This window comes from Rhizobium sp. CF080, from assembly GCF_000282095.2.
In the GTDB taxonomy this organism is placed as follows: domain Bacteria; phylum Pseudomonadota; class Alphaproteobacteria; order Rhizobiales; family Rhizobiaceae; genus Neorhizobium.
On the sequence record NZ_AKKC02000014.1, the window covers coordinates 1 to 26,000 of the forward strand.

24 protein-coding genes are annotated in these 26,000 nt (G+C 62.0%); 13 read left to right on the forward strand and 11 right to left on the reverse strand.

The window, feature by feature from the left end; translation table 11 throughout:
• Window positions 1-3,400 (forward strand): methionine synthase (gene metH, locus PMI07_RS25785; RefSeq protein ID WP_024164160.1); only part of this gene is annotated, 3,400 nt, incomplete at its 5' end.
• A gap of 83 nt (window positions 3,401-3,483) precedes the next feature.
• On the opposite strand, the gene PMI07_RS25790 is transcribed toward metH, so the two are convergent.
• The 5 genes from PMI07_RS25790 to PMI07_RS25810 all read right to left on the reverse strand — a co-directional run bounded on the left by PMI07_RS25790 (window position 3,484) and on the right by PMI07_RS25810 (window position 8,435).
• Window positions 3,484-4,545 (reverse strand): ABC transporter ATP-binding protein, encoded by a 1,062-nt coding sequence (locus tag PMI07_RS25790; RefSeq protein ID WP_007770444.1) that lies wholly within the window; start codon window positions 4,543-4,545, stop codon window positions 3,484-3,486.
• 12 nt (window positions 4,546-4,557) lie between these two features.
• Complete coding sequence (locus tag PMI07_RS25795) at window positions 4,558-5,346, reverse strand: ABC transporter permease (protein WP_024164161.1); 789 nt, start codon at window positions 5,344-5,346, stop codon at window positions 4,558-4,560.
• Entirely contained in the window at window positions 5,343-6,218 is an 876-nt protein-coding gene (locus tag PMI07_RS25800; RefSeq protein ID WP_007764578.1) for an ABC transporter permease subunit, read from the reverse strand. The genes PMI07_RS25795 and PMI07_RS25800 overlap by 4 nt, the downstream gene beginning before the upstream one ends.
• A gap of 71 nt (window positions 6,219-6,289) precedes the next feature.
• On the reverse strand, window positions 6,290-7,396 hold the full coding sequence (locus PMI07_RS25805; protein WP_007764577.1) for an ABC transporter substrate-binding protein: 1,107 nt from the start codon (window positions 7,394-7,396) through the stop codon (window positions 6,290-6,292).
• A gap of 148 nt (window positions 7,397-7,544) precedes the next feature.
• Window positions 7,545-8,435, reverse strand: coding sequence for a MurR/RpiR family transcriptional regulator (locus PMI07_RS25810; RefSeq protein WP_007764576.1), 891 nt, complete (start codon window positions 8,433-8,435; stop codon window positions 7,545-7,547).
• A 171-nt stretch (window positions 8,436-8,606) separates the two neighbouring features.
• Here PMI07_RS25810 and PMI07_RS25815 point away from each other — a divergent pair, with 171 nt between their 5' ends.
• The 8 genes from PMI07_RS25815 to PMI07_RS25850 all read left to right on the forward strand — a co-directional run bounded on the left by PMI07_RS25815 (window position 8,607) and on the right by PMI07_RS25850 (window position 16,949).
• Window positions 8,607-9,383, forward strand: a complete 777-nt coding sequence (locus PMI07_RS25815; RefSeq protein WP_007764575.1) for an N-formylglutamate amidohydrolase — start codon at window positions 8,607-8,609, stop codon at window positions 9,381-9,383.
• A gap of 101 nt (window positions 9,384-9,484) precedes the next feature.
• A complete protein-coding gene (locus PMI07_RS25820) occupies window positions 9,485-11,035 on the forward strand; it encodes an amino acid permease (protein ID WP_037088452.1) in 1,551 nt (516 codons plus the stop codon).
• 87 nt (window positions 11,036-11,122) lie between these two features.
• Window positions 11,123-12,493 carry a glutamine synthetase family protein gene (locus PMI07_RS25825; protein WP_007764570.1) on the forward strand — a complete coding sequence of 457 codons (1,371 nt, stop codon included), beginning with the start codon at window positions 11,123-11,125 and terminating at the stop codon, window positions 12,491-12,493.
• Window positions 12,494-12,574: 81 nt separating this feature from the next.
• The gene (locus tag PMI07_RS25830) at window positions 12,575-13,039 is read left to right on the forward strand and encodes a helix-turn-helix transcriptional regulator (RefSeq protein WP_007764567.1); all 465 of its coding nucleotides are present in this window, start codon (window positions 12,575-12,577) and stop codon (window positions 13,037-13,039) included.
• On the forward strand, window positions 13,032-13,448 hold the full coding sequence (locus PMI07_RS25835) for a type II toxin-antitoxin system VapC family toxin (protein WP_037088415.1): 417 nt from the start codon (window positions 13,032-13,034) through the stop codon (window positions 13,446-13,448). Before PMI07_RS25830 ends, PMI07_RS25835 begins: the two co-directional genes overlap by 8 nt.
• Window positions 13,449-13,484: 36 nt before the next feature.
• Complete coding sequence (locus PMI07_RS25840) at window positions 13,485-14,870, forward strand: aldehyde dehydrogenase family protein (protein ID WP_007764544.1); 1,386 nt, start codon at window positions 13,485-13,487, stop codon at window positions 14,868-14,870.
• The gene (locus PMI07_RS25845) at window positions 14,867-16,012 is read left to right on the forward strand and encodes an iron-containing alcohol dehydrogenase (protein ID WP_007764541.1); all 1,146 of its coding nucleotides are present in this window, start codon (window positions 14,867-14,869) and stop codon (window positions 16,010-16,012) included. Before PMI07_RS25840 ends, PMI07_RS25845 begins: the two co-directional genes overlap by 4 nt.
• A 220-nt stretch (window positions 16,013-16,232) precedes the next feature.
• Window positions 16,233-16,949 carry a ParA family protein gene (locus tag PMI07_RS25850; RefSeq protein WP_007764539.1) on the forward strand — a complete coding sequence of 239 codons (717 nt, stop codon included), beginning with the start codon at window positions 16,233-16,235 and terminating at the stop codon, window positions 16,947-16,949.
• Between the two features lie 35 nt (window positions 16,950-16,984).
• Here the strand turns inward: PMI07_RS25850 and PMI07_RS35850 are convergent, their stop codons facing one another.
• Window positions 16,985-17,287, reverse strand: a complete 303-nt coding sequence (locus PMI07_RS35850) for a hypothetical protein (protein WP_245277237.1) — start codon at window positions 17,285-17,287, stop codon at window positions 16,985-16,987.
• Here PMI07_RS35850 and PMI07_RS35855 point away from each other — a divergent pair, their 5' ends adjacent.
• Window positions 17,288-17,626 (forward strand): hypothetical protein, encoded by a 339-nt coding sequence (locus PMI07_RS35855; protein ID WP_245277238.1) that lies wholly within the window; start codon window positions 17,288-17,290, stop codon window positions 17,624-17,626.
• Between the two features lie 104 nt (window positions 17,627-17,730).
• On the opposite strand, the gene PMI07_RS25860 is transcribed toward PMI07_RS35855, so the two are convergent.
• Window positions 17,731-19,092: a L,D-transpeptidase gene (locus PMI07_RS25860; protein ID WP_245277240.1), complete on the reverse strand. Its 1,362-nt coding sequence runs from the start codon at window positions 19,090-19,092 to the stop codon at window positions 17,731-17,733.
• A 226-nt stretch (window positions 19,093-19,318) separates the two neighbouring features.
• Between PMI07_RS25860 and PMI07_RS25865 the strand changes: the two genes are divergently transcribed.
• The 3 genes from PMI07_RS25865 (at window position 19,319) to PMI07_RS25875 (ending at window position 20,998) form a co-directional block, all read left to right on the forward strand.
• Window positions 19,319-20,158 (forward strand): DUF4432 family protein, encoded by an 840-nt coding sequence (locus tag PMI07_RS25865; protein WP_024164163.1) that lies wholly within the window; start codon window positions 19,319-19,321, stop codon window positions 20,156-20,158.
• Between the two features lie 89 nt (window positions 20,159-20,247).
• On the forward strand, window positions 20,248-20,586 hold the full coding sequence (locus PMI07_RS25870; protein ID WP_007756649.1) for a TIGR01244 family sulfur transferase: 339 nt from the start codon (window positions 20,248-20,250) through the stop codon (window positions 20,584-20,586).
• A 70-nt stretch (window positions 20,587-20,656) separates the two neighbouring features.
• On the forward strand, window positions 20,657-20,998 hold the full coding sequence (locus tag PMI07_RS25875) for a RidA family protein (RefSeq protein WP_007756646.1): 342 nt from the start codon (window positions 20,657-20,659) through the stop codon (window positions 20,996-20,998).
• Window positions 20,999-21,058: 60 nt separating this feature from the next.
• On the opposite strand, the gene PMI07_RS25880 is transcribed toward PMI07_RS25875, so the two are convergent.
• The 4 genes from PMI07_RS25880 to PMI07_RS25895 all read right to left on the reverse strand — a co-directional run bounded on the left by PMI07_RS25880 (window position 21,059) and on the right by PMI07_RS25895 (window position 25,936).
• Complete coding sequence (locus PMI07_RS25880) at window positions 21,059-22,720, reverse strand: thiamine pyrophosphate-binding protein (protein ID WP_007756645.1); 1,662 nt, start codon at window positions 22,718-22,720, stop codon at window positions 21,059-21,061.
• Window positions 22,717-23,919, reverse strand: a complete 1,203-nt coding sequence (locus tag PMI07_RS25885) for a CaiB/BaiF CoA-transferase family protein (RefSeq protein ID WP_007756643.1) — start codon at window positions 23,917-23,919, stop codon at window positions 22,717-22,719. Before PMI07_RS25885 ends, PMI07_RS25880 begins: the two co-directional genes overlap by 4 nt.
• A gap of 1 nt (window position 23,920) precedes the next feature.
• Window positions 23,921-24,883: a DMT family transporter gene (locus tag PMI07_RS25890; protein WP_007756641.1), complete on the reverse strand. Its 963-nt coding sequence runs from the start codon at window positions 24,881-24,883 to the stop codon at window positions 23,921-23,923.
• Between the two features lie 114 nt (window positions 24,884-24,997).
• Complete coding sequence (locus PMI07_RS25895) at window positions 24,998-25,936, reverse strand: alpha/beta hydrolase (protein ID WP_007756639.1); 939 nt, start codon at window positions 25,934-25,936, stop codon at window positions 24,998-25,000.
• Window positions 25,937-26,000: the final 64 nt, after the last annotated feature.

The following is a 26,000-nucleotide window of genomic DNA, read 5'->3' on the forward strand; positions in this document are numbered from 1 at the left end:
GAAGCGCGCGGCATTCCGGGCGCAGAAGGAAGACGGCCGCCGCCGGTTCGTCGCTGGCGCCATCGGCCCGACCAACCGCACGGCCTCCATTTCGCCGGACGTCAACAATCCCGGTTACCGGGCGGTGACATTCGACGACCTCCGCATCGCCTATGGCGAACAGCTCGACGGCCTGATCGACGGCGGCGCCGACATCATCCTGATCGAGACGATCTTCGATACGCTGAACGCCAAGGCGGCGATCTTCGCCTGTGCGGAGCGTTTCGAGGCAAAGGGCATCCGGCTGCCGGTGATGATTTCCGGCACGATCACCGACCTTTCCGGCCGCACGCTGTCCGGCCAGACGCCCTCGGCCTTCTGGTCCTCCATCCGTCACTCGAAGCCCTTCACCGTCGGGCTGAACTGCGCGCTCGGCGCCGATGCGATGCGGCCGCATCTGCAGGAGCTTTCGGGCGTCGCCGACACGTTCATCTCCGCCTATCCGAATGCCGGCCTGCCGAACTCGTTCGGCGGTTACGACGAATCGCCGGAGGACATGGCCCGCCAGATCAAAGGCTTTGCCGAGGAAGGCCTCGTCAACGTCGTCGGCGGCTGCTGCGGATCGACGCCGGACCATATCCGCGCGATTGCCGAAGCGGTTGCGCCGTACAAGCCGCGCGAAGTGCCGGAACACCGGCCGTTCATGTCGCTTGCGGGCCTGGAGCCCTTCGAATTCACCAAGGACGTGCCGTTCGTCAATGTCGGCGAGCGCACCAACGTCACCGGCTCGGCGAAATTCCGCAAGCTGATCACCGCTGGCGATTTTACCGCAGCACTCGCGATCGCCCGCGACCAGGTGGAAAATGGCGCTTCGGTGATCGACATCAACATGGACGAAGGCCTGATCGACTCGCAGCGGGCGATGGTCGAATTCGTCAACCTGATCGCCGCCGAGCCGGATATCGCCCGGGTGCCGATCATGCTCGACTCGTCGAAGTTCGAAATCATGGAAGCAGGCCTGAAATGCGTGCAAGGCAAGCCGGTCGTCAACTCGATCTCCATGAAGGAGGGCGAGGAGAAGTTCATCGCCCAGGCCAAGCTGCTGCGCAATTATGGTGCTGCCGTCGTGGTCATGGCCTTCGACGAGCAGGGCCAGGCCGATACCTACGAGCGCAAGGTGGCAATCTGCGAACGCGCCTACAAGCTCCTGACCGAAGAGGCGGATTTCCCGCCGGAAGACATCATCTTCGACCCGAACATCTTTGCGGTCGCGACGGGTATCGAGGAGCATAACGGCTACGGGCTCGCCTTCATCCAGGCGACGAAGACGATCCGCGAGCGCATGCCGCTGGTGCATGTCTCGGGCGGTGTCTCGAACCTGTCCTTCTCGTTCCGCGGCAACGAGCCGGTGCGCGAGGCGATGCATGCGGTGTTCCTCTACCACGCCATCCAGGCGGGCATGGACATGGGCATTGTCAATGCCGGCCAGCTGGCGATCTACGAAAACATCGATCCGGAACTGCGCGAAGCCTGCGAAGACGTCGTGCTCAACCGCCGCGACGATGCGACGGAACGGATGCTCGACATTGCCGAGCGCTATCGCGGCACAGGATCGAAGGAAGCCAAGGAGAAGGATCTTGCCTGGCGCGAATGGCCGGTCGAAAAGCGCCTCTCGCATGCGCTGGTCAACGGCATCAACGAGTTCATCGACATTGACACGGAAGAGGCACGCCAGAATGCGGAACGGCCTCTGCATGTGATCGAAGGTCCGCTGATGGCCGGCATGAACGTGGTCGGCGACCTGTTCGGTTCCGGAAAAATGTTCCTGCCGCAGGTGGTGAAATCCGCCCGCGTGATGAAGCAGGCCGTGGCCGTGCTTCTGCCCTACATGGAAGAGGAAAAGCGCCTGAACGGCGGGGACCAGAAGAAGTCCGCCGGCAAGGTGCTGATGGCGACCGTCAAGGGCGATGTCCACGATATCGGCAAGAACATCGTCGGGGTCGTGCTCGCCTGCAACAATTACGAGATCATCGATCTCGGGGTGATGGTGCCGGCGACCAAGATCCTGGAAACGGCGATTGCCGAGAAGGTCGACATCATCGGGCTTTCCGGCCTGATCACTCCGTCGCTCGACGAGATGGTGCATGTGGCGTCCGAGATGGAGCGCCAGGGTTTCGATATTCCGCTGCTGATCGGCGGGGCGACGACCAGCCGCGTCCACACGGCGGTCAAGATCCATCCGCGTTATGATCGCGGCCAGGCCATCTACGTGACCGATGCCAGCCGCGCGGTCGGCGTCGTGTCAGCGCTTCTGTCCGAAGACGGAAAGCCGAGCTATATCAGCACGGTGCAGGCGGAATATGCCAAGGTGGCGGCGGCCCATGCCCGCTCGGAAGCGGAAAAGACCCGCCTGCCGATCGGCCGCGCTCGCGACAATGCCGAGAAGGTCGACTGGTCGTCCTATCAGCCCAAGAAGCCGCAGTTCACCGGCACGAAGGTGTTCGAGACCTATGACCTGGCGGAACTGGCGAAATATATCGACTGGACGCCGTTCTTCCAGACCTGGGAATTGAAGGGGCGTTTCCCGGCCATCCTCGACGACGAGAAACAGGGCGAGGCGGCACGCCAACTTTATGCGGACGCCCAGGCGATGCTCGACAAGATCATTGCGGAAAAATGGTTCCGGCCGCGGGCAGTGATCGGCTTCTGGCCAGCCAATGCCGTCGGCGACGATATCCGCGTCTATACGGATGAGAGCCGCAACGAGGAACTGGCGACCTTCTTCACGCTGCGCCAGCAGCTTTCGAAGCGGGATGGCCGCCCGAACGTGGCGCTGTCGGATTTCGTCGCACCGGTCGCGACCGGTCTCGACGACTATGTCGGCGGTTTCGTGGTCACGGCCGGCATCGAGGAAGTGGCGATCGCCGAACGTTTCGAACGGGCGAACGACGATTACTCGTCGATCCTCGTCAAGGCGCTGGCCGACCGTTTCGCCGAGGCCTTCGCTGAATGCATGCACGAGCGGGTCCGCAAGGAATTCTGGGGCTATGCGCCGGACGAGAATTTCTCCACGGAAGAGCTGATCACCGAGGGTTATGGCGGTATCCGCCCGGCGCCCGGTTATCCGGCCCAGCCCGACCATACGGAAAAGGCGACGCTGTTCCGGCTGCTCGATGCGGAAGAGGCGACCGGCGTCATCCTGACGGAAAGCTATGCGATGTGGCCCGGTTCATCGGTCTCCGGCCTCTATATCGGCCATCCGGCCTCGTACTATTTCGGGGTGGCGAAGGTCGAGCGCGACCAGGTCGAGGACTATGCCAAGCGCAAGGGCATGTCGATCGAGGAGATCGAGCGCTGGCTCGGCCCGGTCCTCAACTACGTGCCGACGTCCGCCCAGGATGCGGTAGACGACGCGGCGTGAGATCCTCAACGCAAAAACGGCATCCACGAGGATGCCGTTTTTGCTTATGGGCCATCAGCCCCTGATTTGCAGAAGACTTCCGATCAGTCGCGGACGATCAGGAAATCGTGGGCGTTGAAGCGCAGCGTCAGGGTTTCACCCGGCTGCGGCAGGACGGCATCCGGCGAATTGAACATGTCGAAGGAAATCTGGTTTCCGCCGACTTCGAGCTTGGTGCGGATGACCGAGCCGAGGAAATGCGAGGAGATCACCTGGCCGGTCAGCGAGGTGTCACCCTTGGCATTTTCCAGGAGCGAGCCCGCTTCCGGACGCAGTGCGATCGACAGCTTGTCACCGCCCTTCAGCGCGCCGATCGATTCCCGCAGCCTGATGGTGTTTTCGCCGACCTTGACGGTGTTAGCGGCCGGATCGATGACGGTCGCCTCGATGATGTTGAGCGTGCCGACGAAGGAGGCGACGAAGCGGGTGGTCGGGCGGTTGTAGATTTCCGACGGCGTGCCGATCTGGTCGGCGCGGCCGGCATTCATCACCACGATGCGGTCGGAGATCGACAGCGCCTCTTCCTGGTCATGGGTGACGAAGACGGTGGTGATGCCGAGCTGGCGCTGGATCTGGCGGATTTCCTCGCGCAGCGAGACGCGGATCTTGGCATCGAGCGCCGACAGCGGCTCGTCGAGCAGCAGGACCTGCGGTTTCGGCGCAAGCGCGCGGGCGAGTGCCACGCGCTGCTGCTGGCCGCCGGACATCTGGTAGGGATAACGGTCGGCCAGATGGTCGAGGCCGATCAGATTCAGCATTTCCTTGACGCGCGTTTCGATCTCCGGCTTGGACTTGCCCGCCACCTTCAAGCCGAAGGCGACGTTGTCGAAGACGTTCATGTTCGGAAACAGCGCATAGGCCTGGAAAACCATGCCGATGTTGCGCTGGTTGGTCTTCAGCGTGTTCTGATTCCGGCCGTTGATCGAGATCGCGCCATCGCTTGGGGCTTCGAAGCCTGCGATCATGCGCAGCACGGTCGTCTTGCCGCAACCCGACGGTCCGAGAAAGGAGACGAATTCGCCCTTCTCGATGGACATGTTGAAGTCCTTGACGACCTGGGTCTGTCCGAAACTCTTCTTGAGGCTGTCGAGCACGAGGAATGACATTATCGAAAATCCTTAAGGCCTGGACGGCGTCAATTTGCTGAAGCGGGAAACGAGCTGGATCAGACCCATCGACAGCCAGGTGATCGCGAACGCGATGACGGCCAGCGCCGAAGGCTCATAGGCCTTGTTGGCGCCGACGAGCTGGAGATAGGGTCCGAAGGCCGGACGGTTGAGAAGGGCCGCCATGGTGAATTCGCCCATGACGATCGCAAACGTGATGAAGGCGCCAGAGAGCACGCCCGACATGACGTTCGGGAAAATGCAGCGGAACATGATCGTCGGCCACTTGGCGCCGAGGATTTCCGCGGCCTCCGTCAGCGTCCGCACATCGATGGTGCGCATCGCCGTGTCGACCGAACGGTACATGTAGGGGAGCGCCAGCGTCACGTAGGAGAATGTCAGCAGGACGTTCGTGCCCTGCGTCGAGCCCGTGAACGGGATCCAGGACGAGGAATTGTAGAGGCGCAGGTAGCCGAACACGATGACGATCGCCGGGATGACGAGCGGCAGCAGCGTGATGAACTCGACGACCTGCCGCATCTGCGGCAGGCGCAGCCGCACCCAATAGGCCGTCGGCACGATGAGCAGCATGCCGACGATGATCGTCACCAGCGCCATCAGCATGGAGAAGCCGAAGGTCGCGCGGAACTGCGCGTCGGTGAAGACCGACTGGTAGGCGTCGAAGGAATAGATACCGCGCCGCATGCGCAACGAGAACTCGAACGTGCCGATCAGGGGTACGAAGAAATAAATCGCGCCGATGGCGATCGCGAGCCAGGCAAAGATCTTGTGCGCCTTCATTTCTGCCACCGTTCGGCGCGGGTGCGCAGCCAGATATAGAGGATGTTGGAAATGCCGGTGATGACGATCATGCCGAGAGCCAGGGCGTAGCCGAGGTTCGGATTGTGCAGCACGTCGCCGCGGATCTGGGCGTAGAGCAGGATCGGTACGATGTTGAGAGAGGCACCGGTCAGCGCAAAGGCGGTCGCGATTGCGCCGAAGGCGTTGGCGAAAAGGAGAAGCGTGGCGCCCATCAGGCTCGGCCAGAGGATCGGCAGCACCACCATGCGCCAATATTGCCAGCTGGATGCGCCGAGGATTTCGGATGCCTCGCGCCATTCCTTTTTCAATCCGTCCAGCGCGGGGGTGAGGATCAGCACCATCAGCGGGATCTGGAAGAACATGTAGGTGATTGTCAGGCCGAAGAACGACAGGAGATTGAAGCCGGTCGAATAGAGATTGAAGCCCAGCCAGTCACGCATCAAGACGGTGACGAGCCCGGTCCGGCCGAGCGTCGCCAGAAAGGCGAAGGCGAGCGGCACGCCGGCGAAATTCGAGGCGACGCCCGAAAAAGTCAGCAGGCTGGAGCGGATCCAAGACGGCACGCCGCCGAGCACGACCGCCCAGGCGAGGAAGAAGCCGATCAATCCGCCGCCGAGCGCAGACGCGACGGATACCCGGATACTGATCCAGTAGGCGCCGAGGATGGACGGCGAAAAGAGGTCGACAATATTCTGAAAGGTGAATTCGCCGGCCGGATTGAAGAAGGCGCCGACGATCAGATAGAGCGTCGGAACAATCAGGAAGGCGAGCGCGAATACCATGAACGGCACGATGCCGAGCCAGTCGATGACTGTCCGGCGGTCGATGAATGACGTGGAAGCGGTGGTCATGAATGCTGGCCATCCAGGAAAAACGGGAAAACTCCCGCGCCGGGTGGCGCGGGAGGTCAGTCTTGTTCCGATTACTTTGCGACGTTGGCGCCGACCACGCTATCCCATTTCTTGGTGATGGTTTCCTTGGCGGCGGCCTGCTGGGCGAGCGTCGGGAAAACGGCCTTCTCATAGGCTGCTGCCGGGGGCAGGGCGTCGAGCAGGTTCTTCGGGATCTTGTTGTTCTTGGCAAGATCGTTGAAGCGGATCGGGTGGCAATATCCCTTCAGCCAGCCGAGCTGACCTTCGTCGGAATAGAGGTATTCCATCCACAGCTTCGCCGCGTTCGGATGCGGAGCGAAGGCGGAGATCGCCTGGACGTAGACGCCCGCAACGACGCCGCTTGCCGGAACCACGACCTCGAAGGGCGGGTTGCCCTTCAGGCTTTCGCCCCAGGACAGCGCGTTATAGTCCCAGGCGACGATGATCGGCGTGGTGCCCTGCGCGAACGGGGCGGCCTTGCCGGTGACCGGAACGAAATTGCCCTTCTTGTTGAGTTCCGCAAAGAACTTCAGGCCTTCGTCGCCGGCCTTGGCGGAGTCGCCCTTGGCGCCGGAGAGGCCGGCAGCGTACACGCCCTGAACGGCCTGGTTGGCGCTGCGCGGATCGCCGGCGAGCGCGACGGCATTGGCGTAGTCGGACTTCAGGAGGTCCGGCCAGTCCTTCGGAGAGGTCTTGACGAGGTCCTTGTTCACCAGGAAGGCCAGAACGCCGTAATAGTCGCCGTACCAGTAGCCGTCGGCATCCTTGGCGTCGGCCGGGATCGAATCCCAGGTGGAGACCTTGTAGGGCTGGATCAGGCCTTCGGTCTTGGCGGACGGGCCGAAGGAGAGGCCGACGTCGATGACGTCGGGAGCCTGCGGGCCCTTGTTGCCCTTGTTGGCCTTGATAGCTTCGATTTCGTCGCCCGAACCGGCATCCGGGTTCAGTTCGTTGACTTCGAGGCCGTACTTCGCCTTGAAGCCGGCGATGACGTCGCCGTAGCCGCACCAGCTATGGGGCAGTGCGATCGTGGTCAGCGTGCCTTCCTTCTTGGCGGCCGCGATCAGCTCGGCACTCGGCTCGGCGGCGGCGATGGCGGTCGAAGCGACGACGATCGCGGTCGTCAGGGAAAGAAGACGTTGGGTCTTGTTGAGCACGGTATCCTCCTAAGGGTTCAGGTCGTGTGGTCTGGATCGTTTCGGCGCGACTCGTAGAGCCAGTTCATGTATCGTATATGACAGGCCGGAGGATGAGCGGTTGCTCATAAGCCCCCGGAATTACCGGCATATTTCTTGACCCCGACGGTCAGTCGGGACGGCCCTGGCGGCCCGGCCGGCGGAACAGCATCGTCCGCTCGAACAGGCCTTCCAGAGAGTTCATTCGTTCGCGGGTTTCCTCCCAGGTTGCGCTCTGCACCGCCTCGATCAGCGCCTCGACGACGAACAGGGTGATGACGGAGCTGTCCCAAGCCGAGGGTGCCTCGATCCGCACCTTGAACGTATGCTGCGCGTGCTTGGCGACGGGCGAGGCCCAGACGTCGGTCAGCAAGACGATGACGACGCCGTTGGCCCGTGCGGCCTCTGCCAGCGTCGCCATCTCCTGCTCGTAGCGGCGGATATCGAAGATCACCAGCACGTCGCCGGCGCTCATGTTCAGCACATGCTGCGGCCAGGAACTGGAATTGGTGGAGATCAGGGTCGTTTTCGGTCGGATGACCTGCATATGGGTGAAGAAATACTCGGCCAGCGCCCCGGTGATACGGCCGCCGACGAAATAGATGCCCCGGTTGCGATCACGCAGAAGTGCAGCCGCACCCTCGAAAGTCGTGGTGTCGAGATCCGAAAGCGTATCGCGCAGATTGGCGGTGATGGCGTCGGCGAAGCGGTTGAGGATATGTGTGCCCGGCGCATTGGAGGCCCAGCGGTCGTGCTTGGCGATCGGGTTGGAGATCGTCGCCTCGAGTTCCTGGTGGAGATGCGACTGGAATTCCGGATAGCCCCTGTAGCCGAGCTTCTGCACCATGCGCGCAACCGTCGGCGTCGAAACCCCAGCGTTCTCCGCGATCACAGTGATGCTGCCGAGCCCCGACACCGGATAGTTCTCCAATAAGCTGTCCGCCAACTGTTTTTCCGCGCGCGTCAGGCTGTCGTAACGAACACGAATGACATCCGATACGGTGCGTGCAGTTGGTGGCACGAAAGCTGTTCCCTCCGGTCTTCGCCGGTTTGTAGAGGGGATTAACAATCGTTTCCGATGAGAAGTCAACGGTGCTTTTGAAGAGAAATTTTCAGAATCACGTTGACGATAGCCAAAAAGTGAAGAATTCTCTTCTTAGTCCAATTTAAACGATTTTTCCGGAACGCGTTGATGCTGGTCCAGTCGGAATTCTTCACGGAAGCGGATGGCGAGCCCGTGGCCGTGGACAATGCCGAGGGCCGTGGAGAGGTGCTTCTCGTCTGCGAACACGCCTCGCGGCGCCTGCCGGAACGCTACGGCGATCTCGGGCTTTCCAAGGATGCGCTCGCCTCGCATATCGCCTGGGATCCGGGAGCGCTTGCAGTCTCCCGGCTGATGTCGAAGAGCCTTGGCGCGACGCTGATCCACCAGCGGTTTTCGCGTCTCATCTACGACTGCAACCGGCCGCCGGAATCGCCTGCCGCGATCCGCGAGGTGTCGGAAGTCTTCCGGATCCCCGGCAACGAGAACCTGTCCGAGGCGGAGAAATCCGACCGGACGGCGGCGCTTTACCTGCCCTTCCACGGCCGTATCCGCGAGGAGATCGCAGCAAGGCGGGCGAGGGGGCAGGCAACCGTCTTCGTCACCATTCACAGCTTCACGCCGGTCTATTTCGGCAAAGAGCGCCCCGTCGAGATCGGCGTGCTTCACGATACCGACAGCCGGCTGGCCGACCGGATGCTGGAGGCCGCATCCGACACGCATCTCTACCGCGTCGAGCGCAACGAGCCTTACGGGCCGGCGGACGGGGTGACGCATACGCTGGAAGTCCACGCCCTGCCGGCGGGACTTCTCAATGTCATGATCGAAATCAGGAACGATCTCATAACAGACGAAACCGGCCAGGGGGTCGTGGCCGATTTCTTGACAGGATTGCTGCGGGAAAGCCTCGCAGACATCCAAGGATAAGACCCGGGGAGCAGCAGCTCGCATGCCCGCGGCGGATCTCCGCGGGAAGGACAAACCGGATGGCCGCGATGGCGCGGTCTTTCTGCCAACAGGGGGAAGTCATGTCCGATTATACCGAAGGCGATAAAAAGCAGGACGTTCATATCCTGCATTCCATGGGCTATGCGCAGGAACTCGAGCGCCGCATGAGCTCGTTTTCGAACTTTGCTATTTCATTTTCCATCATTTGCATTCTCTCCGGCGGCATCAACTCGCTGGGTCAGGCGACTGCCGGCGCCGGCGGCGCGGCGATCGGCATCGGCTGGCCGCTCGGCTGCCTGATTTCCGGCATCTTCGCGCTCGGGCTCGCACAGATCGGCTCGGCCTATCCGACGGCGGGCGGCCTCTATCACTGGGGATCGATCCTCGGCAACCGCTTTACCGGCTGGCTTTCCGCCTGGCTCAACCTGCTCGGCCTCGTCACCGTGCTCGGCGCCATCAATGTCGGAACGTTCTATTTCTTCTTCGGCGCCTTCGGGCCGACTTTCGGCATCGAGGATACGCTGACACACCGCGTGGTATTCGTTGCCATCATCACCGGGCTGCAGGCCGGCATCAACCATTTCGGCATAGGTCTGACGGCGAAACTCACCGACTTTTCCGGCTATCTGATCTTCGTGACTGCGATCCTGCTGACGATCGCATGCCTTATCGCGGCCCCCGGCTTCGATTTCGCGCGGCTCTTCACCTTCGCCAACTATACCGGCACGGAGGGGGCGGCGCTCGTCTGGCCGAATAGCGTTTCCGGCGTGATGGCATTCCTTCTCGGCCTGCTCCTGCCGATCTATACGATCACCGGCTATGACGCCTCGGCCCATACATCCGAGGAAACCGTCAAGGCGGCCGTATCCGTCCCGCGCGGCATGGTCTCGGCCGTCGTGTGGTCCGCGGTGTTCGGCTACATCATGCTGTGCGCCTTCGTACTGATGATCCCCAACATGGACGATGCGGCCAAGCAGGGCTGGAACGTGTTTTTCTGGGCGATGGACGCGCAGATGAACCCGGCCGTGAAAAGCATCCTGTATTTCCTGATCTTCATTTCGCAGCTGCTTTGCGGCCTGGCTACCGTCACGTCGGTATCGCGGATGATCTTCGCCTTCTCGCGCGACAAGGGCCTGCCTGCGTCGTCGGTGCTCGCCAAGGTCAGCCCAAAATACCGTACGCCCGTCGCGGCGATCTGGACCGGCTCCATTCTCGCCGTCCTGTTCGTCTGGTTCACCTCGGCGATCACCATTGCCGGCACGCCGGCCTATTCGATCGTCGTGTCCTGCACGGTCATCTTCCTGTTCCTGTCCTTCGCCCTGCCGATCGCGCTCGGGCTGTTCACGATCGGCACAGCGAAATGGCCGAACATGGGACCCTGGAACATGGGTATTCCGGCCTACAGGCTGGTCGCCGTCCTGGTGATCATCTCGATGATCGTCATCTTCTTCATCGGCATCCAGCCGCCGAACGACTGGGCGCTCGAAATCACCGTCGGCTTCCTGGTGCTGACCGGAATCGTCTGGTTCGCCTTCGAGAACCGGCGCTTCATGGGACCACCGATCGGCGAGGCCATCGCCAAGCGGCAGGCCGAGATCGCTGCTGCGGAAGCGGCTGTCGGAGAGAAATAAGCGCAACCGGGCTGACGCCCCTATGATCCCGCCGCCACGACACTTGGAAGGTTGTGGCGGTTCACCCTTTTGAAACGGATGTGAGGCATGACCCCGATTTACTCCTTCGACGATCTGAAACGCGATGTCGCCGACGGCCGCATCGATACGATCATCGCCGCTCAGGTGGACATGCAGGGCCGCCTGATGGGCAAGCGGTTCCAGGCGGAATATTTCGTCGAGAGCGCCTATAAGGAAACCCATAGCTGCAACTATCTGCTCGCCACCGATATCGAGATGGAAACCATCTCCGGCTACAAGGCGACGAGCTGGGAGCAGGGCTACGGCGACTATACGATGAAGCCGGATCTTGCGACGCTCAGGAAACTGCCCTGGCTCGAAGGCACGGCGCTGGTGCTTTGCGACGTGCTCGACCATCACACCCATGAAGAGGTGCCGCATTCGCCGCGGGCCATCCTCAAAAGACAGGTCCAGCGGCTCGCCGACATGGGCATGTCCGCCTTCATGGCGACCGAACTCGAATTCTTCCTGTTCGACCAGACTTATGACCAGGCCCGCGAAAGCGGCTATCGCAATCTCAAGCTCGCGAGCGGTTATAACGAGGACTACCACATCTTCCAGACCACCAAGGAAGAAGAGGTGATGCGGGCGATCCGCACCGGGCTGCAGGGGGCCGGCATTCCGGTCGAGAATTCCAAGGGCGAGGCTTCGGCCGGCCAGGAGGAAATCAACGTCCGTTATGCCGATGCGCTGACCATGGCCGACCGGCACGTGATCATCAAGAATGCGTGCAAGGAGATCGCCTGGGGCAAGGGCAAGGCGATCACCTTCCTCGCCAAGTGGAATTACTCGGCCGCCGGCAGCTCGTCGCACATCCACCAGTCGCTGTGGAGCGCCGACGGAAGCAAGCCGCTGTTCTTCGACAAGGACGGCGAGCACGGCATGTCGGACCTGATGAGACATTATATTGCCGGGCTGCTCGCCCACGCGGGCGAGATCACCTATTTCCTGGCCCCCTACATCAATTCCTACAAGCGCTTCATGGCCGGCACGTTCGCGCCGACCAAGGCCGTCTGGTCGAAGGACAACCGCACCGCCGGCTATCGCCTCTGCGGCGAGGCGACCAAGGGCATCCGCGTCGAATGCCGCGTCGGCGGTTCCGATCTCAACCCCTATCTTGCCATGGCGGCACTGATTGCGGCCGGCATCGACGGCATCGAGAAGAAGATGGCACTGGAGCCGGCCTTCGTCGGCGACGCCTATGGCGGCAAGGGCATTCGCGAAATCCCGAAAACCTTGCGCGAGGCGATCGACCTGATGAACGGATCGGAACTGCTGCGCTCGGCCTTCGGCGACGATGTCATCGACCACTATGTTCGCGCCGGCCAGTGGGAGCAGGAGGAATACGATCGCCGTGTGACGGATTGGGAAGTGGCACGGGGGTTCGAGAGAGTTTGAGATAATCGCAACAACCATGTTGCGATTGTTGCCGTCATCGCATCGTGCTATGGTTGCGATGACGGCAATCCGGAGACGATCATGGGAACGATCGACAGCGCCTGGTTTTATGACAAGTTGGCTGAAAAAGGCAGTTCGTTGCGGGATATGGCGCGCTTCATGGAGCTCGATCCCAGCGCGGTCTCGCGCATGCTGAACGGCGAGCGGAAGATGAGCGCGGAAGAGCAGGACCGGATTTCGGCCTTTCTCGGGCTGGATCTCAATGAGGTTGCAGCTCATCGGCGTGGCGAGATGGCAGGCTTGTCGGAGAGCAAACAGGCGGCCTATGAGCTCCGGCTGCCGCCGCCCGAACGTCCCGTGAAGATGTTTACGGAAGCCGACATCATCTACAAGGATGGCAAGCGCTGGATGGAAAAGGATGACGGTACCCTGATAGAACTGCATCCCGCCTACGGTTGCATGAAGGGTACGATGACGACCCCTCCGGATCTGGACCTTACAGCGCCTGTCGATCCCGATTGGGGTAAAGTCTACGAGGATGACTGATCGATATCTATTGGACACCTGCGCCGTCATTTGGCTTGCGAATGGTGCTCCGCTCGGTCGGGACGCCAACATGGTTCTCAGCGAGAATCGCGCACGGAGTGGAGCTTTGGTTATTTCGCCGATGTCGGCATGGGAGATCGGGATGTTGGTCAGCAAAGGTCGGTTGCCGACAGCTAAAAATGCGGCAGCCTGGTTTAACGACGCGCGCGGGATGATTGGTGCTGATATTATGGATATATCCCAATCGGCTTTAATAGAGGCTTCCTTCCTCCCGCAACCCATCCACAACGACCCCACGGACCGCATCCTGATCGCCACCGCCCGCGAAAATGACCTGACAATCGTCACGCGTGATCGCGCAATCCTTGCCTATGGCGATGCCGGCCATGTTCGCACCCTTGCCTGTTAAGCCTTCGGGCCTGTTGAATTTCTGGAGTATGTATCAATGACGATGATCCAATGTATCTCGCCGGTGGACGGCTCGGTCTATGCCGAACGTCCGGCCATGTCGCCGGAGGCCGCGGCGGAAGCCGTCGGCCGCGCTCGGCATGCGCAGAAGGCATGGGCGAAGCGGCCGCTTGAAGAGCGTGTCCAGCTTGTGCTGAAAGGCGTTGCACGCCTCAACGAGATGGTCGATGAGGTAGTGCCGGAACTTGCCTGGATGATGGGCCGGCCGGTGCGTTACGGAGGCGAGTTCAAGGGGTTCAACGAGCGCTCCAATTACGTCGCGTCGATCGCGGCCGATGCGCTTGCTCCGCTGCGAGTCGAGGACAGCGCTTCGTTCGAGCGCCGCATCGAACGGGAGCCGCATGGCGTGGTCTTTGTCATCGCGCCCTGGAACTATCCCTATATGACGGCGATCAACACGGTCGCGCCGGCGCTGATGGCCGGCAATGCGGTCGTCATCAAGCACGCTTCCCAGACGCTGCTCGTCGGCGAGCGGATGGTGCGCGCCTTCATCGAGGCCGGCGTTCCGGAGGATGTTTTCCAGAATATCTTCCTCGACCACGCGACGACGGCCCAGCTGATTTCCGAAGGGCTGTTCAACTTCATCAATTTCACGGGCTCGGTCGAGGGCGGACGTTCGATCGAGCGGGCCGCAGCCGGTACCTTTACCGGCATAGGCCTCGAACTCGGAGGCAAGGATCCGGGTTATGTGATGGAGGATGCCGATCTGGATGCGGCCGTCGATACGCTGATGGATGGCGCGACCTACAATTCCGGCCAGTGCTGCTGCGGCATCGAGCGCATCTACGTGCACGAATCGCTCTACGACGCCTTCGTCGAAAAATCGGTCGCCTGGGTATCGAACTACAAGCTCGGCAATCCGCTCGACAAGGAAACCACGCTCGGGCCGATGGCCAACAAGCGCTTCGCCAAGGTGGTGCGCCAGCAGATCGCTGACGCGGTCGCAAGCGGCGCCAGGGCGCTGGTCGATCCCAAGCTTTTCCCCGCGGATGACGGCGGGGCCTATCTGGCGCCGCAGGTGCTGGTCGATGTCGATCATTCCATGGAGATCATGCGCGAGGAGACGTTCGGCCCGGCCGTCGGCATCATGAAGGTGAAGAGTGACGACGAGGCGATCGGCTACATGAACGACAGTCGCTACGGTTTGACGGTGTCGCTGTGGACGCCTGACGTCGATCGCGCCAACCGGATCGGCAGCCAGCTCGAAACCGGCACGGTGTTCATGAACCGCGCCGATTATCTCGATCCGGCGCTGGTCTGGACCGGTGTCAAGGAAACCGGGCGGGGCGGCTCGCTCTCCGTGCTCGGCTTCCATAACCTGACCCGCCCGAAATCCTACCATCTCAAGAAGGTCACGAAATGAATATCGTCGCGAACTGGAGCTATCCGACCGCCGTCAAGCTGGGCCGCGGACGCATCAAGGAACTGGCGGACGCCTGCAGGACGCTCGGCCTGAAAAAGCCGCTTCTGGTCACCGACCGGGGACTGGCCTCGATGGCAATCACCGGCCATGCGCTCGACGTGCTCGAAGAGGCGGGCCTCGGCCGGGCGATCTTTGCCGATGTCGATCCGAACCCGAATGAGAACAACCTCGAAGCCGGCGTCAAGGCCTACAGGGACGGTGATCACGACGGTGTTGTCGCCTTCGGCGGCGGCTCGGGCCTCGATCTCGGCAAGCTGATCGCTTTCATGGCCGGTCAGACGCGGCCGGTCTGGGATTTCGAGGATATCGGCGACTGGTGGACCCGCGCCGATGCCTCGAAGATCGCGCCGATCGTCGCCGTGCCGACCACGGCCGGCACCGGTTCGGAAGTCGGCCGGGCAGGGGTGCTCACCAATTCCGTCACCCATGTGAAGAAGATCATCTTCCATCCGAAACTGCTGCCGGGCGTCGTCATCTGCGATCCGGAACTGACCATGGGCATGCCCAAGGTGATCACCGTCGGCACCGGCATGGATGCCTTTGCCCACTGCCTGGAAGCCTATTCGTCGCCCTTCTACCACCCGATGTCCGGCGGGATCGCGCTCGAAGGCATGCGGCTGGTCAAGGAATTCCTGCCGCGCGCCTACAAGGACGGAGCGGATCTCGAAGCCCGCACCAACATGATGTCGGCTGCGGCCATGGGCGCCGTCGCCTTCCAGAAGGGGCTCGGCGCCATCCATTCGCTGTCGCATCCGATCGGGGCGGTCTACAACACCCATCACGGCATGACCAACGCGGTCGTCATGCCGCCGGTGCTGCGCTTCAACCGTCCTGCGATCGAGGAGAAGATCGCCCGCGCCGCGGCCTATCTCGGCATCGCCGGCGGCTTCGACGGCTTCTACGATTATGTCCTGTCGCTACGCTCTGAACTCGGCGTGCCGGACAATCTCACGGCCATGGGTATCAAGCCGGACCGAATCGATGAGCTGACGGCCATGGCGATGGAGGACCCGAGCTGCGGCGGCAACCCCGTCACCATGACGATGGAGAACACAAAGGCGCTTTTCCTCGACTGCTTTTAAGACTTCCGAGGCGCGAGAAAGTCGGCATCAACGAAGCCCGGAGGCCAAAACCTCCGGGCTTTTCCGCATTTTAGAGCCGGAAGCTAAATCTCCTGAGTGATATTAATGGTGCCTAAATTTGCAATTCGTTAACCATGTTTGGAAAGGATGGCGTTCATGACACCATGCTTCCCGGTGTCCTCGTGAGCGATGTGGCTCAAGACTTGTTCGAGGACCGACAATGCCTGTAATTTCCTTTGCCAATGCCAAGGGTGGAGCCGGAAAAACGACCGCCGCGCTCCTGCTCGCGACCGAACTTGCCCATCAGGGTTTTCGCGTCACCGTCATTGATGCCGACCCGCAGCGCTGGATCAGCCAGTGGTTCGAAACCTCGGGCGCGGTGCGCAATATCGAGGTGGTATCGGAAGTCACCCTCGCATCGCTGCAGTGTCATCTCAGGGAAATGGCATCGCGCACGGACTATTTCATCGTCGACCTCGCCGGTGCCCGTGATGCGGTGGTCACAACAGCCATCGGCCTTTCCGACCATGTGATGATCCCGGTGCAGGGGTCGGCCATGGATGCCAAGGGTGCAGCGCAGATCCTCGACCTTCTGGCCTACATGAAGGAGAGGGCCGGCCTGGTGATCCCGCATTCGGTGGTGCTGACGCGCGTCACCTCGATGGTGACCACCAAGGCGCTTCTGACCATCAAGGGCCTGCTTGCGGCCCGCGGCGTGCATGTCCTCGATACGCCGATCGGCGAACGCATCGCCTTCAAGGAACTGTTCGAGACCGGCGGAACGCTCCACACGCTCGATCCGGCCAAGGTTAGCAATGTCGACAAGGCCAAGGAAAATGCCGGCACCTTTGCGAAGGAGGTCCTGCGGCTCATGCCGGTCAAGATCACCCGTTCCGCCGCGTCGCGCCTCTTCGGACTGGGCCGCCACGCCGCCTGATCATCAACAGAGTTCCGTTGATCTCGGGACTTCGCTCAAGAGGCGGTCGGTTCGAAAGAGCTGACCGCCTTTGCATATGCACTGGCCGCGTGGGTCGCTGCGGCTGCAGTTGCGATCAGGTCCGGCTCTTCCTGGTTGGCCGGGACATTGCGCGCGGCGAGGAACCGGCCGCGCATCTGACGCCAGTTCTGCTGGGCGAGGCCGCTGATTTCATTTGGCGGCATCCCGGATGTCGTCAGGATCTCCACCGTCAGCAGATCGAACCGATCCTGCGAGTGCATATAGCTCCAGCCGATCAATCTGCTTTGCGGAAGCGACGAGACGAGGACACGCAGCATTTGCTCGAGGGCGACACGTTCGGGAGCGCCCAGCAAGACTTCGTCATGGGCGAGCGGGATTGCGATCGTCTTTTCATGACCTTTTTCGGCATGGCGGCGGAAACCAGGGGGGCCGGAATATTCAAGCATGACTTGGTTGCAGACGAATATGCAACGACTGCAGATCGCCGTGGCGGCCGGACCGGCAATGATCACTTCGACAGTGCGGCGGTTTTCACCACAAAAGGAGCAGACGGCTCCGTCATCCCCGCGCCCGAAGAGAAGGGACAGGGCGCCTTTCAGTCTCGTTGGGAAATCCATTCCATCCACCGCCGATACATGTCTCTGGCGAAAAACTAGTCTCTGGCGGAAAACTAGCGCTGCTATCGCCCGAAGCCAGATTGCCCAAGCGAACAAATGGCCGCCGGCAGCGGGTGCCGCCGGCTCATGTGTTGTTCTGGAACTTACTCGATGAATTCGACCGTCGTGCCGGGCTTGACCATCTTGGCGAGCTCTCGTGCATCCCAGTTGGTCAGGCGCACGCAGCCATGACTGTTGGTCTTGCCGATCTTGGAGGGTTCCGGCGTGCCGTGGATGCCGTATGTAGGCTTCGAGAGCGCGATCCACACCGTACCGACCGGGCCGTTCGGGCCTGGCGGGATCTGCAGGATCTGGTCGTTGTTGCCCTGCTTGAAATTGATCTTCGGATTGTAGGTATAGCCGGGATCGAGTGCGATGCGTTCGACCGCATGGGTGCCGGTCGGCGAGGGCGTGTCGGTCGAGCCGATGGTCGCCGGATAGGCCGCCACCAGCTTGTCGTCGGCGCCATAGGCGAAGACCTGCTTCTTGCTCTTGTCGGCGATGATGCGGGTGACCTGCCCGACCTTCGGCTGGCCGGGATTGATGACCTTGATGGTCGAGCCGGGGATGGTGAAATCGACGCCGGGATTGAGCGCCTTCAGATAGCTTTCGTCCATGTGGAACTGCTCGGCGAGCTTTTCAGTGACGGACGTATAGGACATGGCCGGCAGCTGCGACTTGTGCGCATAGTCTTCCGGGATCGAGGCGACATAGGGACCGGCGGCATCAGCCGGCGTGATCGTGTAGTCGACGATCGGCAGGCCGCCCGAATAGGTCAGCCGCTGCAGGATGTCCTCGGAATTGTTCGGATCGAGCGTCTCGCCGGTCATTTCCTGCCAGGCGGCGATCGCCTTGTTGACGTTGTCGCCGAGATGGCCGTCGATGACGCCGGGCGAGATGCCTTCGCGGTCCAGGAAGACCTGAAGTGCTGCGATCTGAGCCTGCGGCTTCTTGGTGACGGTGATGATCGGCTTCTGCGGTAGAAGCGTTTCCGCCGGCCGCTGGTCCGGCTCGATCGAGGCTTCCTGCGGATAGCCGTTGTCGGTGCCGGGGAGGGCTTGGTTATCGAGCGGCATGCGGCTGACTGAGCCCTGGCTCGGGATCCCGCCGGTAATGGCGCCGGGTTCGCCCGGCCGGTATTCGCGATAATCGCGATAACCGCTGGCGCCCTGCTGATAGCCGCCGCTGTCGCGCAGCGACCGGTAACCACCCGGTACCGGCGGATATTCCTGCGTCCGGTTGGGGCGATAAGTTTCCTGCCGGACCTCGGTTGCGACGACATTGCCGAAATGGTCGATCAGGACACGGCGGCCCATGCCGTCACGGCTGATGATGACGTCTCCGCGGTCGGGCACGTAGTCCAGGATCGAGCCGTCGGGAGCGACGAGCATCGTTTCCGAGGGATAGCGGCCATAACGGTTCTGCGCCTCGGCGGAGGGAATCCCCTGGGCCGCGGTCAAGATCACCAGGCTTGCGCATGCAAAAAATAGCCGCTTCACGATGTCACCGACTTCCTTGTTTCCTACCTACACGTAATCGGGAAATCGGACATTGGTTCCCGCCCGCTCGCCTGTCGTCACAGACAAGGTAAATTTGACCGTAGTGTGGAAAAAGTGAATTCGTCATGAACACACCGTTAAATTCACATCACGATCGGTTAGAAGTTTTGACGAAACCGTGAAGGGAATGATTATGAAGGCTTTTTCGGCTGCCAACGGACCGAGGATTTTCCTCGACGAGAGTTCCGTTCTCGATATCGGAGGCTGTTTCATCGGCGATTTGGACCTTTCTCCGGGCCGGGCCATTCCGGACGACGGCGATCCGCGAATCGATCATTCGCTCGAAGGCTTCCTCTTCACCTGCGGCCCGGATCATATCCGTCATCCGGAGACCATCGAAGGCTCGATGGACGGCCGGAAATATCCCCTGCACGGATCCTTCTCCTCCCACCCGGCCGAGATCCTGTTCTGGGATGCACAAGGGCCGGATGCCGAATGCCGCGCGCGCGTGCCGCTGACGCTTGCGACGGGCGGGACGGCGCTTCTCGAAAGGCACTGGCGGACCGATGGCGCGACCGGCGAGGTGAGCCTGTCGGACAAGGTCACCAATACCGGCTCGAAGCCGTTCCCGCCGGTGCACATGTACCACATGAATGTCGGTGCCTGGTTGTTCGACGACAATGTCCGGCTGACTGGCAGGATGCTGGAGGGCGGCGGGTTTCCCTGGACGTTCGGCAAGGACCCTGGCGGAGTGTTCTGCGTGCCCGCAGGGCAAGAGGGCGAACATTGGGCTGAAATTGCGCTCGGGCCAATCGCCGCGATCGGCGGACTGACGCTGAAGGTGAAATTCCGCACCGATACGCTGCCCTATCTGCAAATGTGGCGGAACCAGAAGGCGCCGGCGCATGTGCTCGGAATCGAACCCGTCTCGCATCGGGCCGCGAGCCGCTACGAGCTTGCCGAGAAGGGGGAGCTTGGCTCGCTGAAGCCGGGCGAAAGCGTCGAATACGGTCTGCGCTTCTGCTTCGTGTGAGGTCGGAGGTTCGGCAGCCAGCGCATGATTGACGCCCGGGCGGCACCGTCGTAATGCTGGCGCCTCAATCAGAACGGAGGGCTAAGTCCATGGATATCCGCCAGATCAACGACGAGTATTCCGTCACGGGCCAGATCACCGTCGAGGATCTCGACCAGGTCAAGGCCATGGGGTTCAAGTCGGTCGTCTGCCATCGTCCGGACGAGGAAGAACCGGGCCAGCCGCACTATGCCGAGATCGAAGCCCGCGCCAAGGAACTCGGCCTCGACATTCGCCACATCCCGGTCGGTCGCATGGGCGTCGACGAACAGGGCATCAACGCGATGGTCGATGCGCTCGACGAATTCCCGCGCCCGATGCTCGGCTTCTGCCGTTCCGGCGCTCGTTCGACGGCGATCTACGAAAAGAGCCAGCATCTGCGCGGCTAAAGACTTTCCGCAGCCTCGTGCTTTTGGCGCGGGGCCTTTTCCCGAAGCTCACATTTTCCAGGAGAATTCCATGAGCATCCAGCGCATCGAGCCGGGCGCCCGCATGAGCGGCGCCGTCGTCCACGGCAACACCGTCTATCTCGCCGGCCAGGTTGGCGATGGTGAATCGGTCACCGACCAGTGCAAGGACGCGCTTTCCGAAGTCGACCGCCTGCTGGCAGCCGCCGGTTCAGACAAGTCGAAGATCCTGCAGACGATCATCTATCTCTCGGACATCGCCTATTTCGGCGAAATGAACGCTGTCTGGGAAGCCTGGATCGACCCGGCCAACCCGCCGGCCCGCGCCACCAGCGAAGCCAAGCTCGCTGCGCCGAAGTACAAGGTCGAGTTCATCGTCACCGCTGCGATCTGATCGCTGCAGATCCGAATCAAAAAGCCGGCCTATCGCTCTGATAGGCCGGCTTTTTCTGTTTTATGCGTTTTCGCGGATCTGGGTCAGCGTCCGCGTCGGCGTGATCGCTTCCGGGTCGAGCCTGACCTCGATGATCGAAGGCTTGCCGCTGGTGCGGGCCCTCTCATAGGCCGGGCCGAATTCGTCCGTCTTCTCGACCAGTTCGCCGTGCCCGCCGAACGCCTTGGCGTAGGCGACGAAATCCGGGTTGACGAGGTCGGTGGCGCTGACGCGTCCCGGATATTCCCGCTCCTGGTGCATGCGGATCGTGCCGTAGATGCCGTTGTTGACGAGCACGGTGATGATCGGCAGTCCGTAGCGGACGGCGGTGATGAATTCCTGGCCGTGCATCATGAAGCAGCCGTCACCGGCAAAGCAGACGACTTCGCGCTCCGGAAACAGCTGTTTGGCGGCAACGGCGGCCGGCAGGCCGTAGCCCATGGAACCGGAGGTCGGGGCGGACTGGGTGTTGTATTTCCGGAAGCGGTGGAAGCGATGCAGCCAAGTGGCGTAGTTGCCGGCGCCGTTGGTGAAGATCGCATTGTCCGGAACGTTTTCCTCGATCCATTGCATGATCGGACCCATCCTGACCGGACCAGGACCGGCCTCCGGCGGTGTCGACCATTTGAGATAGGCGTCGTGCAGCGCCGATTTCCGTTCGGCCCAGATCGGGGCGGCGGGCGGTTCGAGATCCTTCAGCGCGGCGACGAATTCCGCCGGAGCGGCGCAGATCGCCAGATCCGGCCGGTACATGCGACCGAGTTCCTCCGGATCGGGGAAGATGTGGACGAGCTTCTGCTTCGGATAGGGAATGTCGATCAGCGTGTAGCTGGAGGAGGGCATTTCCGACATGCGGCTGCCGAGCAGCACCAGAAGGTCCGCCTCCTTCACCGCCTTGGCGAGCGCCGGGTTGATGCCGATGCCGACATCGCCCGCATAGGAGGGATGCAGGTGATCGAACAGCATCTGGCGGCGGAACGAGCAGCCGACGGGCACCTTGAACCGGCTGGCGAAATCCGCAAAATCCGCATGCGCCTCTTCGCTCCAGCGGGTGCCGCCCAGGATGAACATCGGACGCTCCGCATTTTTCAGCATGGTTTCGAATGCGGCGATCTGGCTTTTACCGGGGTGGCTTTCGACCGGCATGTAGGCGCGCGCTTCGACTGCCTCGACTTCCTCGACCAGCATGTCTTCCGGCAGCGTCAGCACGACCGGGCCGGGGCGGCCGGAGGTGGCGACCGCAAAGGCGCGGGTGACGAATTCAGGAATGCGGCGGGCATCGTCGATCTCGCCGACCCATTTGGCGAATTCGGTGAAGGCGCGGCGGTATTCGACCTCCTGGAAGGCTTCGCGCTCCTTCATGTCCCGGGCGATCTGGCCCACGAAGAGGATCATCGGGATCGAGTCCTGCCTGGCGATATGCAGGCCGGCCGAGGCATTGGTGGCGCCTGGGCCGCGGGTCACCATGCAGATGCCCGGCTCGCCGGTCAAACGACCCCAGCTGTCGGCCATCATCGCGGCACCGCCTTCCTGGCGGCAGACGAGGACTTCGATGCTGCTTTCATAAAGAGCGTCGAGCACGGCGAGATAACTTTCGCCGGGAACGCAGGAGATGCGCTTGACGCCGTTCGCCTTCAGCGCCTCGACGATGAGTTGCCCCCCGGTTTTCATGGCGGTTTTCATATGTCTCTCCCCTCTTTTTCGATTTGATCGAGTTCCGCCAGCACGTCTGCGGTATGTTCGCCGAGTGCGGGGCTCGGCCGGTGATAGGCAAGCGGCGTTTCCGAGAGCACGATCGGACTGCGCACGCCCGGAATGACCGTGCCGTCGGCCGCTTCGAGATCGATTCGGAGCCCGCGTTCCTTGACCTGCGGGTCGTCGAACATTTCGGCGATCGAGTTGATCGGCCCGGCCGGCACGGCATTGTCGCCGCAGGCGCTAAGCAGTTCGGCCTTCTTCCATTTCGATGTCTGCGCCAGGATCAGCCGGCGCACTTCGACGCGGTTGGCGACCCGCGCCTTGTTGGTGGCGAAACGCTCGTCATCGGCGACCTGCTCGATGCCGAGAATACGGCAGAGGCGGCGGAACTGGCCGTCATTGCCGACGGCAAGGATCAGGTGGCCGTCCTCGGTCGGCACGACCTCGTAGGGGCTGATGTTCGGATGGGCATTGCCGAGCCGCACCGGCGCTTCCCCGGAAACCAGGTAGTTCATGTTCTGGTTGGCGAGGATGCCGGCCTGGACGTCGAGCAGCGCCATGTCGACATGCTGGCCTTCGCCGGTCTTCATCGCGTGAATCAGGGCGCCCTGGATGGCCGTCACCGCGTAGATGCCGGTGAAGATGTCGGCGATCGCCACGCCCGCCTTCATCGGCTGCCCGTCCGGCTCTCCGGTGATTGACATGAAGCCGGACATGCCCTGGACGATATAGTCGTAGCCGGCAAGATTGGCGTAGGGGCCGTTCTGGCCGAAACCGGTGATCGAGCAATAGATCAGCTTCGGATTGATTTTTTTCAGGCTCTCGTAGTCGAGGCCGTATTTGACGAGGCCGCCGAGCTTGAAATTCTCGATCAGCACGTCGGCGGTCGCGGCCAGCCGGCGGACGATTTCCTGGCCTTCCTCGGTCTTCAGGTCGACGGCGATCGAGCGCTTGCCGCGATTGGTGGAGTGGTAATAGGCAGCCGACAGGTTTTCGCCGTCCTTGCCTTCGACGAAAGGGGGACCCCAGGCGCGGGTGTCGTCGCCGCCGTCGGGGTTTTCCACCTTGATGACGTCGGCGCCCATATCCGCCAGCATCTGCCCGGCCCAGGGACCGGCAAGCACACGGGCAAGTTCGATGACGCGGATGCCGGTAAGCGGCGGTTTCTTGGGTGTCTGGGTCATGTCACGGGGTCACGGTTGACTTGGCGGCAGTGGTTACCGGCTTGATGGAGGCGACGCGGCGTTCCCGCCAGATGATATAAAGGCCTGAGCCGATGATGATCGAAATGCCGAGCCATTTGACCGGATCGGGGAAGTCGCCGAAGACCAGCCAGCCGAACAGCGTTGCCGAGACGATCTCGAAATATTGCAGCGGCGCGATCACCGAAGCCGGCGCGGCGCGATAGGCATAGACGGCAAGGACGCCCGAAAGTGCTGCGAAGACGCCGACGCCGGCAAGCCACATCAGGGTCTTCCCATCCGGCATGGAGGGCGCCAGGAAGGCGATGCCGGTCCGGTCGCCGACAAAGAGCAGGATGGCGGAGATCGGAATTCCCCAGAGCGCCATCTGAAACTGCATCGACCACGGGTCTTCGCGATGCGCCAGCGCCCGGGTCAGAAGCGCGAAGATCGCCACGCAGAAGGCGGTGACGATCGGCAGCAGCGCCACGAAGCCGATCTCCTGGAAGCTCGGGCGGATGACGATCATGGCGCCCGCGAAGCCGGCCGCGCAGGCGGTATAACGCCGCCAGCCGATGATCTCCTTGAGGAAGATGCTGGAGAGAACGGTCAGGATGATCGGCTCGACGAAGAAGATGGCGATCGCATCGGCCACTTCCATGACCGCAAGCGTCGCCACAAAACAGACCATGGAGACCGTGATGAGGGTCGCGCGGATCGCATGGAAGACACTCAGCCGCCAGGAGAATGCCCGCCAGTAACCGTTCCACAGCACGATCGGCAGCATGCAGAGCGCCTGGAAGACGAAGCGGGCGGCGGTGATGAAGGTGGGTGATGCGGTATCGGTCGCAAGCTTGGAAAAGATGTCGATGAACGGGGCGATCAGCATCGCGACGATCATCAGGCCGAGGCCGTTGACGATCCGGTTCGGGGCTGATGCGGCAAGGCTTGCGGGCGACGAATTCATGGATTTCCTATAGCCGGGACTGGTCCCGGAAGCACTTGATTAAATGTCATGAACTCATTCCGTTTGATATGCAGGCCGTTTGATATGCGGGGCCGTTTTATATGGACTGTCGATTCAGATCGCCGGCGCCGGGACGGGCAGGGCGGCCGTGGCCCAGGCGGCGAACTCGGCGGTGGCGCGCGCCCGCACCGTATCGTTCAGCGTTTCATGGCGCGTGCCGGGCCAGATCTTGGTCGTGACGTTCGAAAAGCCGCTGCGCTTGAAATGCTCCGAAAGCCACAGAATTTCGCGGCCGCCATTGGTCGCCGGGTCTTCGGCACCGCCGATCAGATGGATCGGCAGGGTTTTCGCCAGGCGATCGGTCATCTTCGGTGCCCGGAAGGTCAGTTCGAAGAGGTCGAGCCACAGCGAGACGCTGGCGTCGAAACCGCAGAGCGGATCGGCGATATAGGCGTCGACGATATCCGGGTCGTGGCTCAGCCAGTCGAATTCCGTGCGATGGCCGGCAATCGATTTCCCCCAGGCGCCAAACGTGAGTTTCGGCAGAATCCCGCTCGGCACGTCCGAGCCTTTCAGGGCTTTTTCGATGCGCAGGATCAGCTGGGCGGCGCGGCCCGCCGGGCCAGGATGGAAGTTGGAATTCCAGACCGCAACCGCATCGAAGCTTTCGGGATGATCGACGGCGGCGTTGAGCGCGATCAGCCCGCCCATCGAATGGCCGAATAGCAGGACCGGCAGGCCGGGATGGGCGGTCGCCGCCATGTCACGCATGGCCTTGACGTCCGCCAGCACCAGGCCGACGCCGTTGTGCCTGGCAAAACGGCCGATCGGCGCATCCGGCGCCGTCGTCTCGCCGTGGCCGCGGTGGTCGAAGGCGTAGACATGGAAGCCTTGGCCGGACATCGTGTCGGCAAAAGCCTTATAACGCCTGGAATGCTCAGCAAGCCCGTGCGAGATCAGCAGGATGGCGTTGGCCGGCTCAGTCGCCGGTTGGTAATGATGGGCAAGGTTCGCGCCCGTCGCGCTCGAAAACCGCCTCGTTTCGTCGAACATCCTCGCTCCCTCGACCGTTCGCGCATTGCTCCCGGCTCCCAATTCGCCTACATAGCGGCAAACC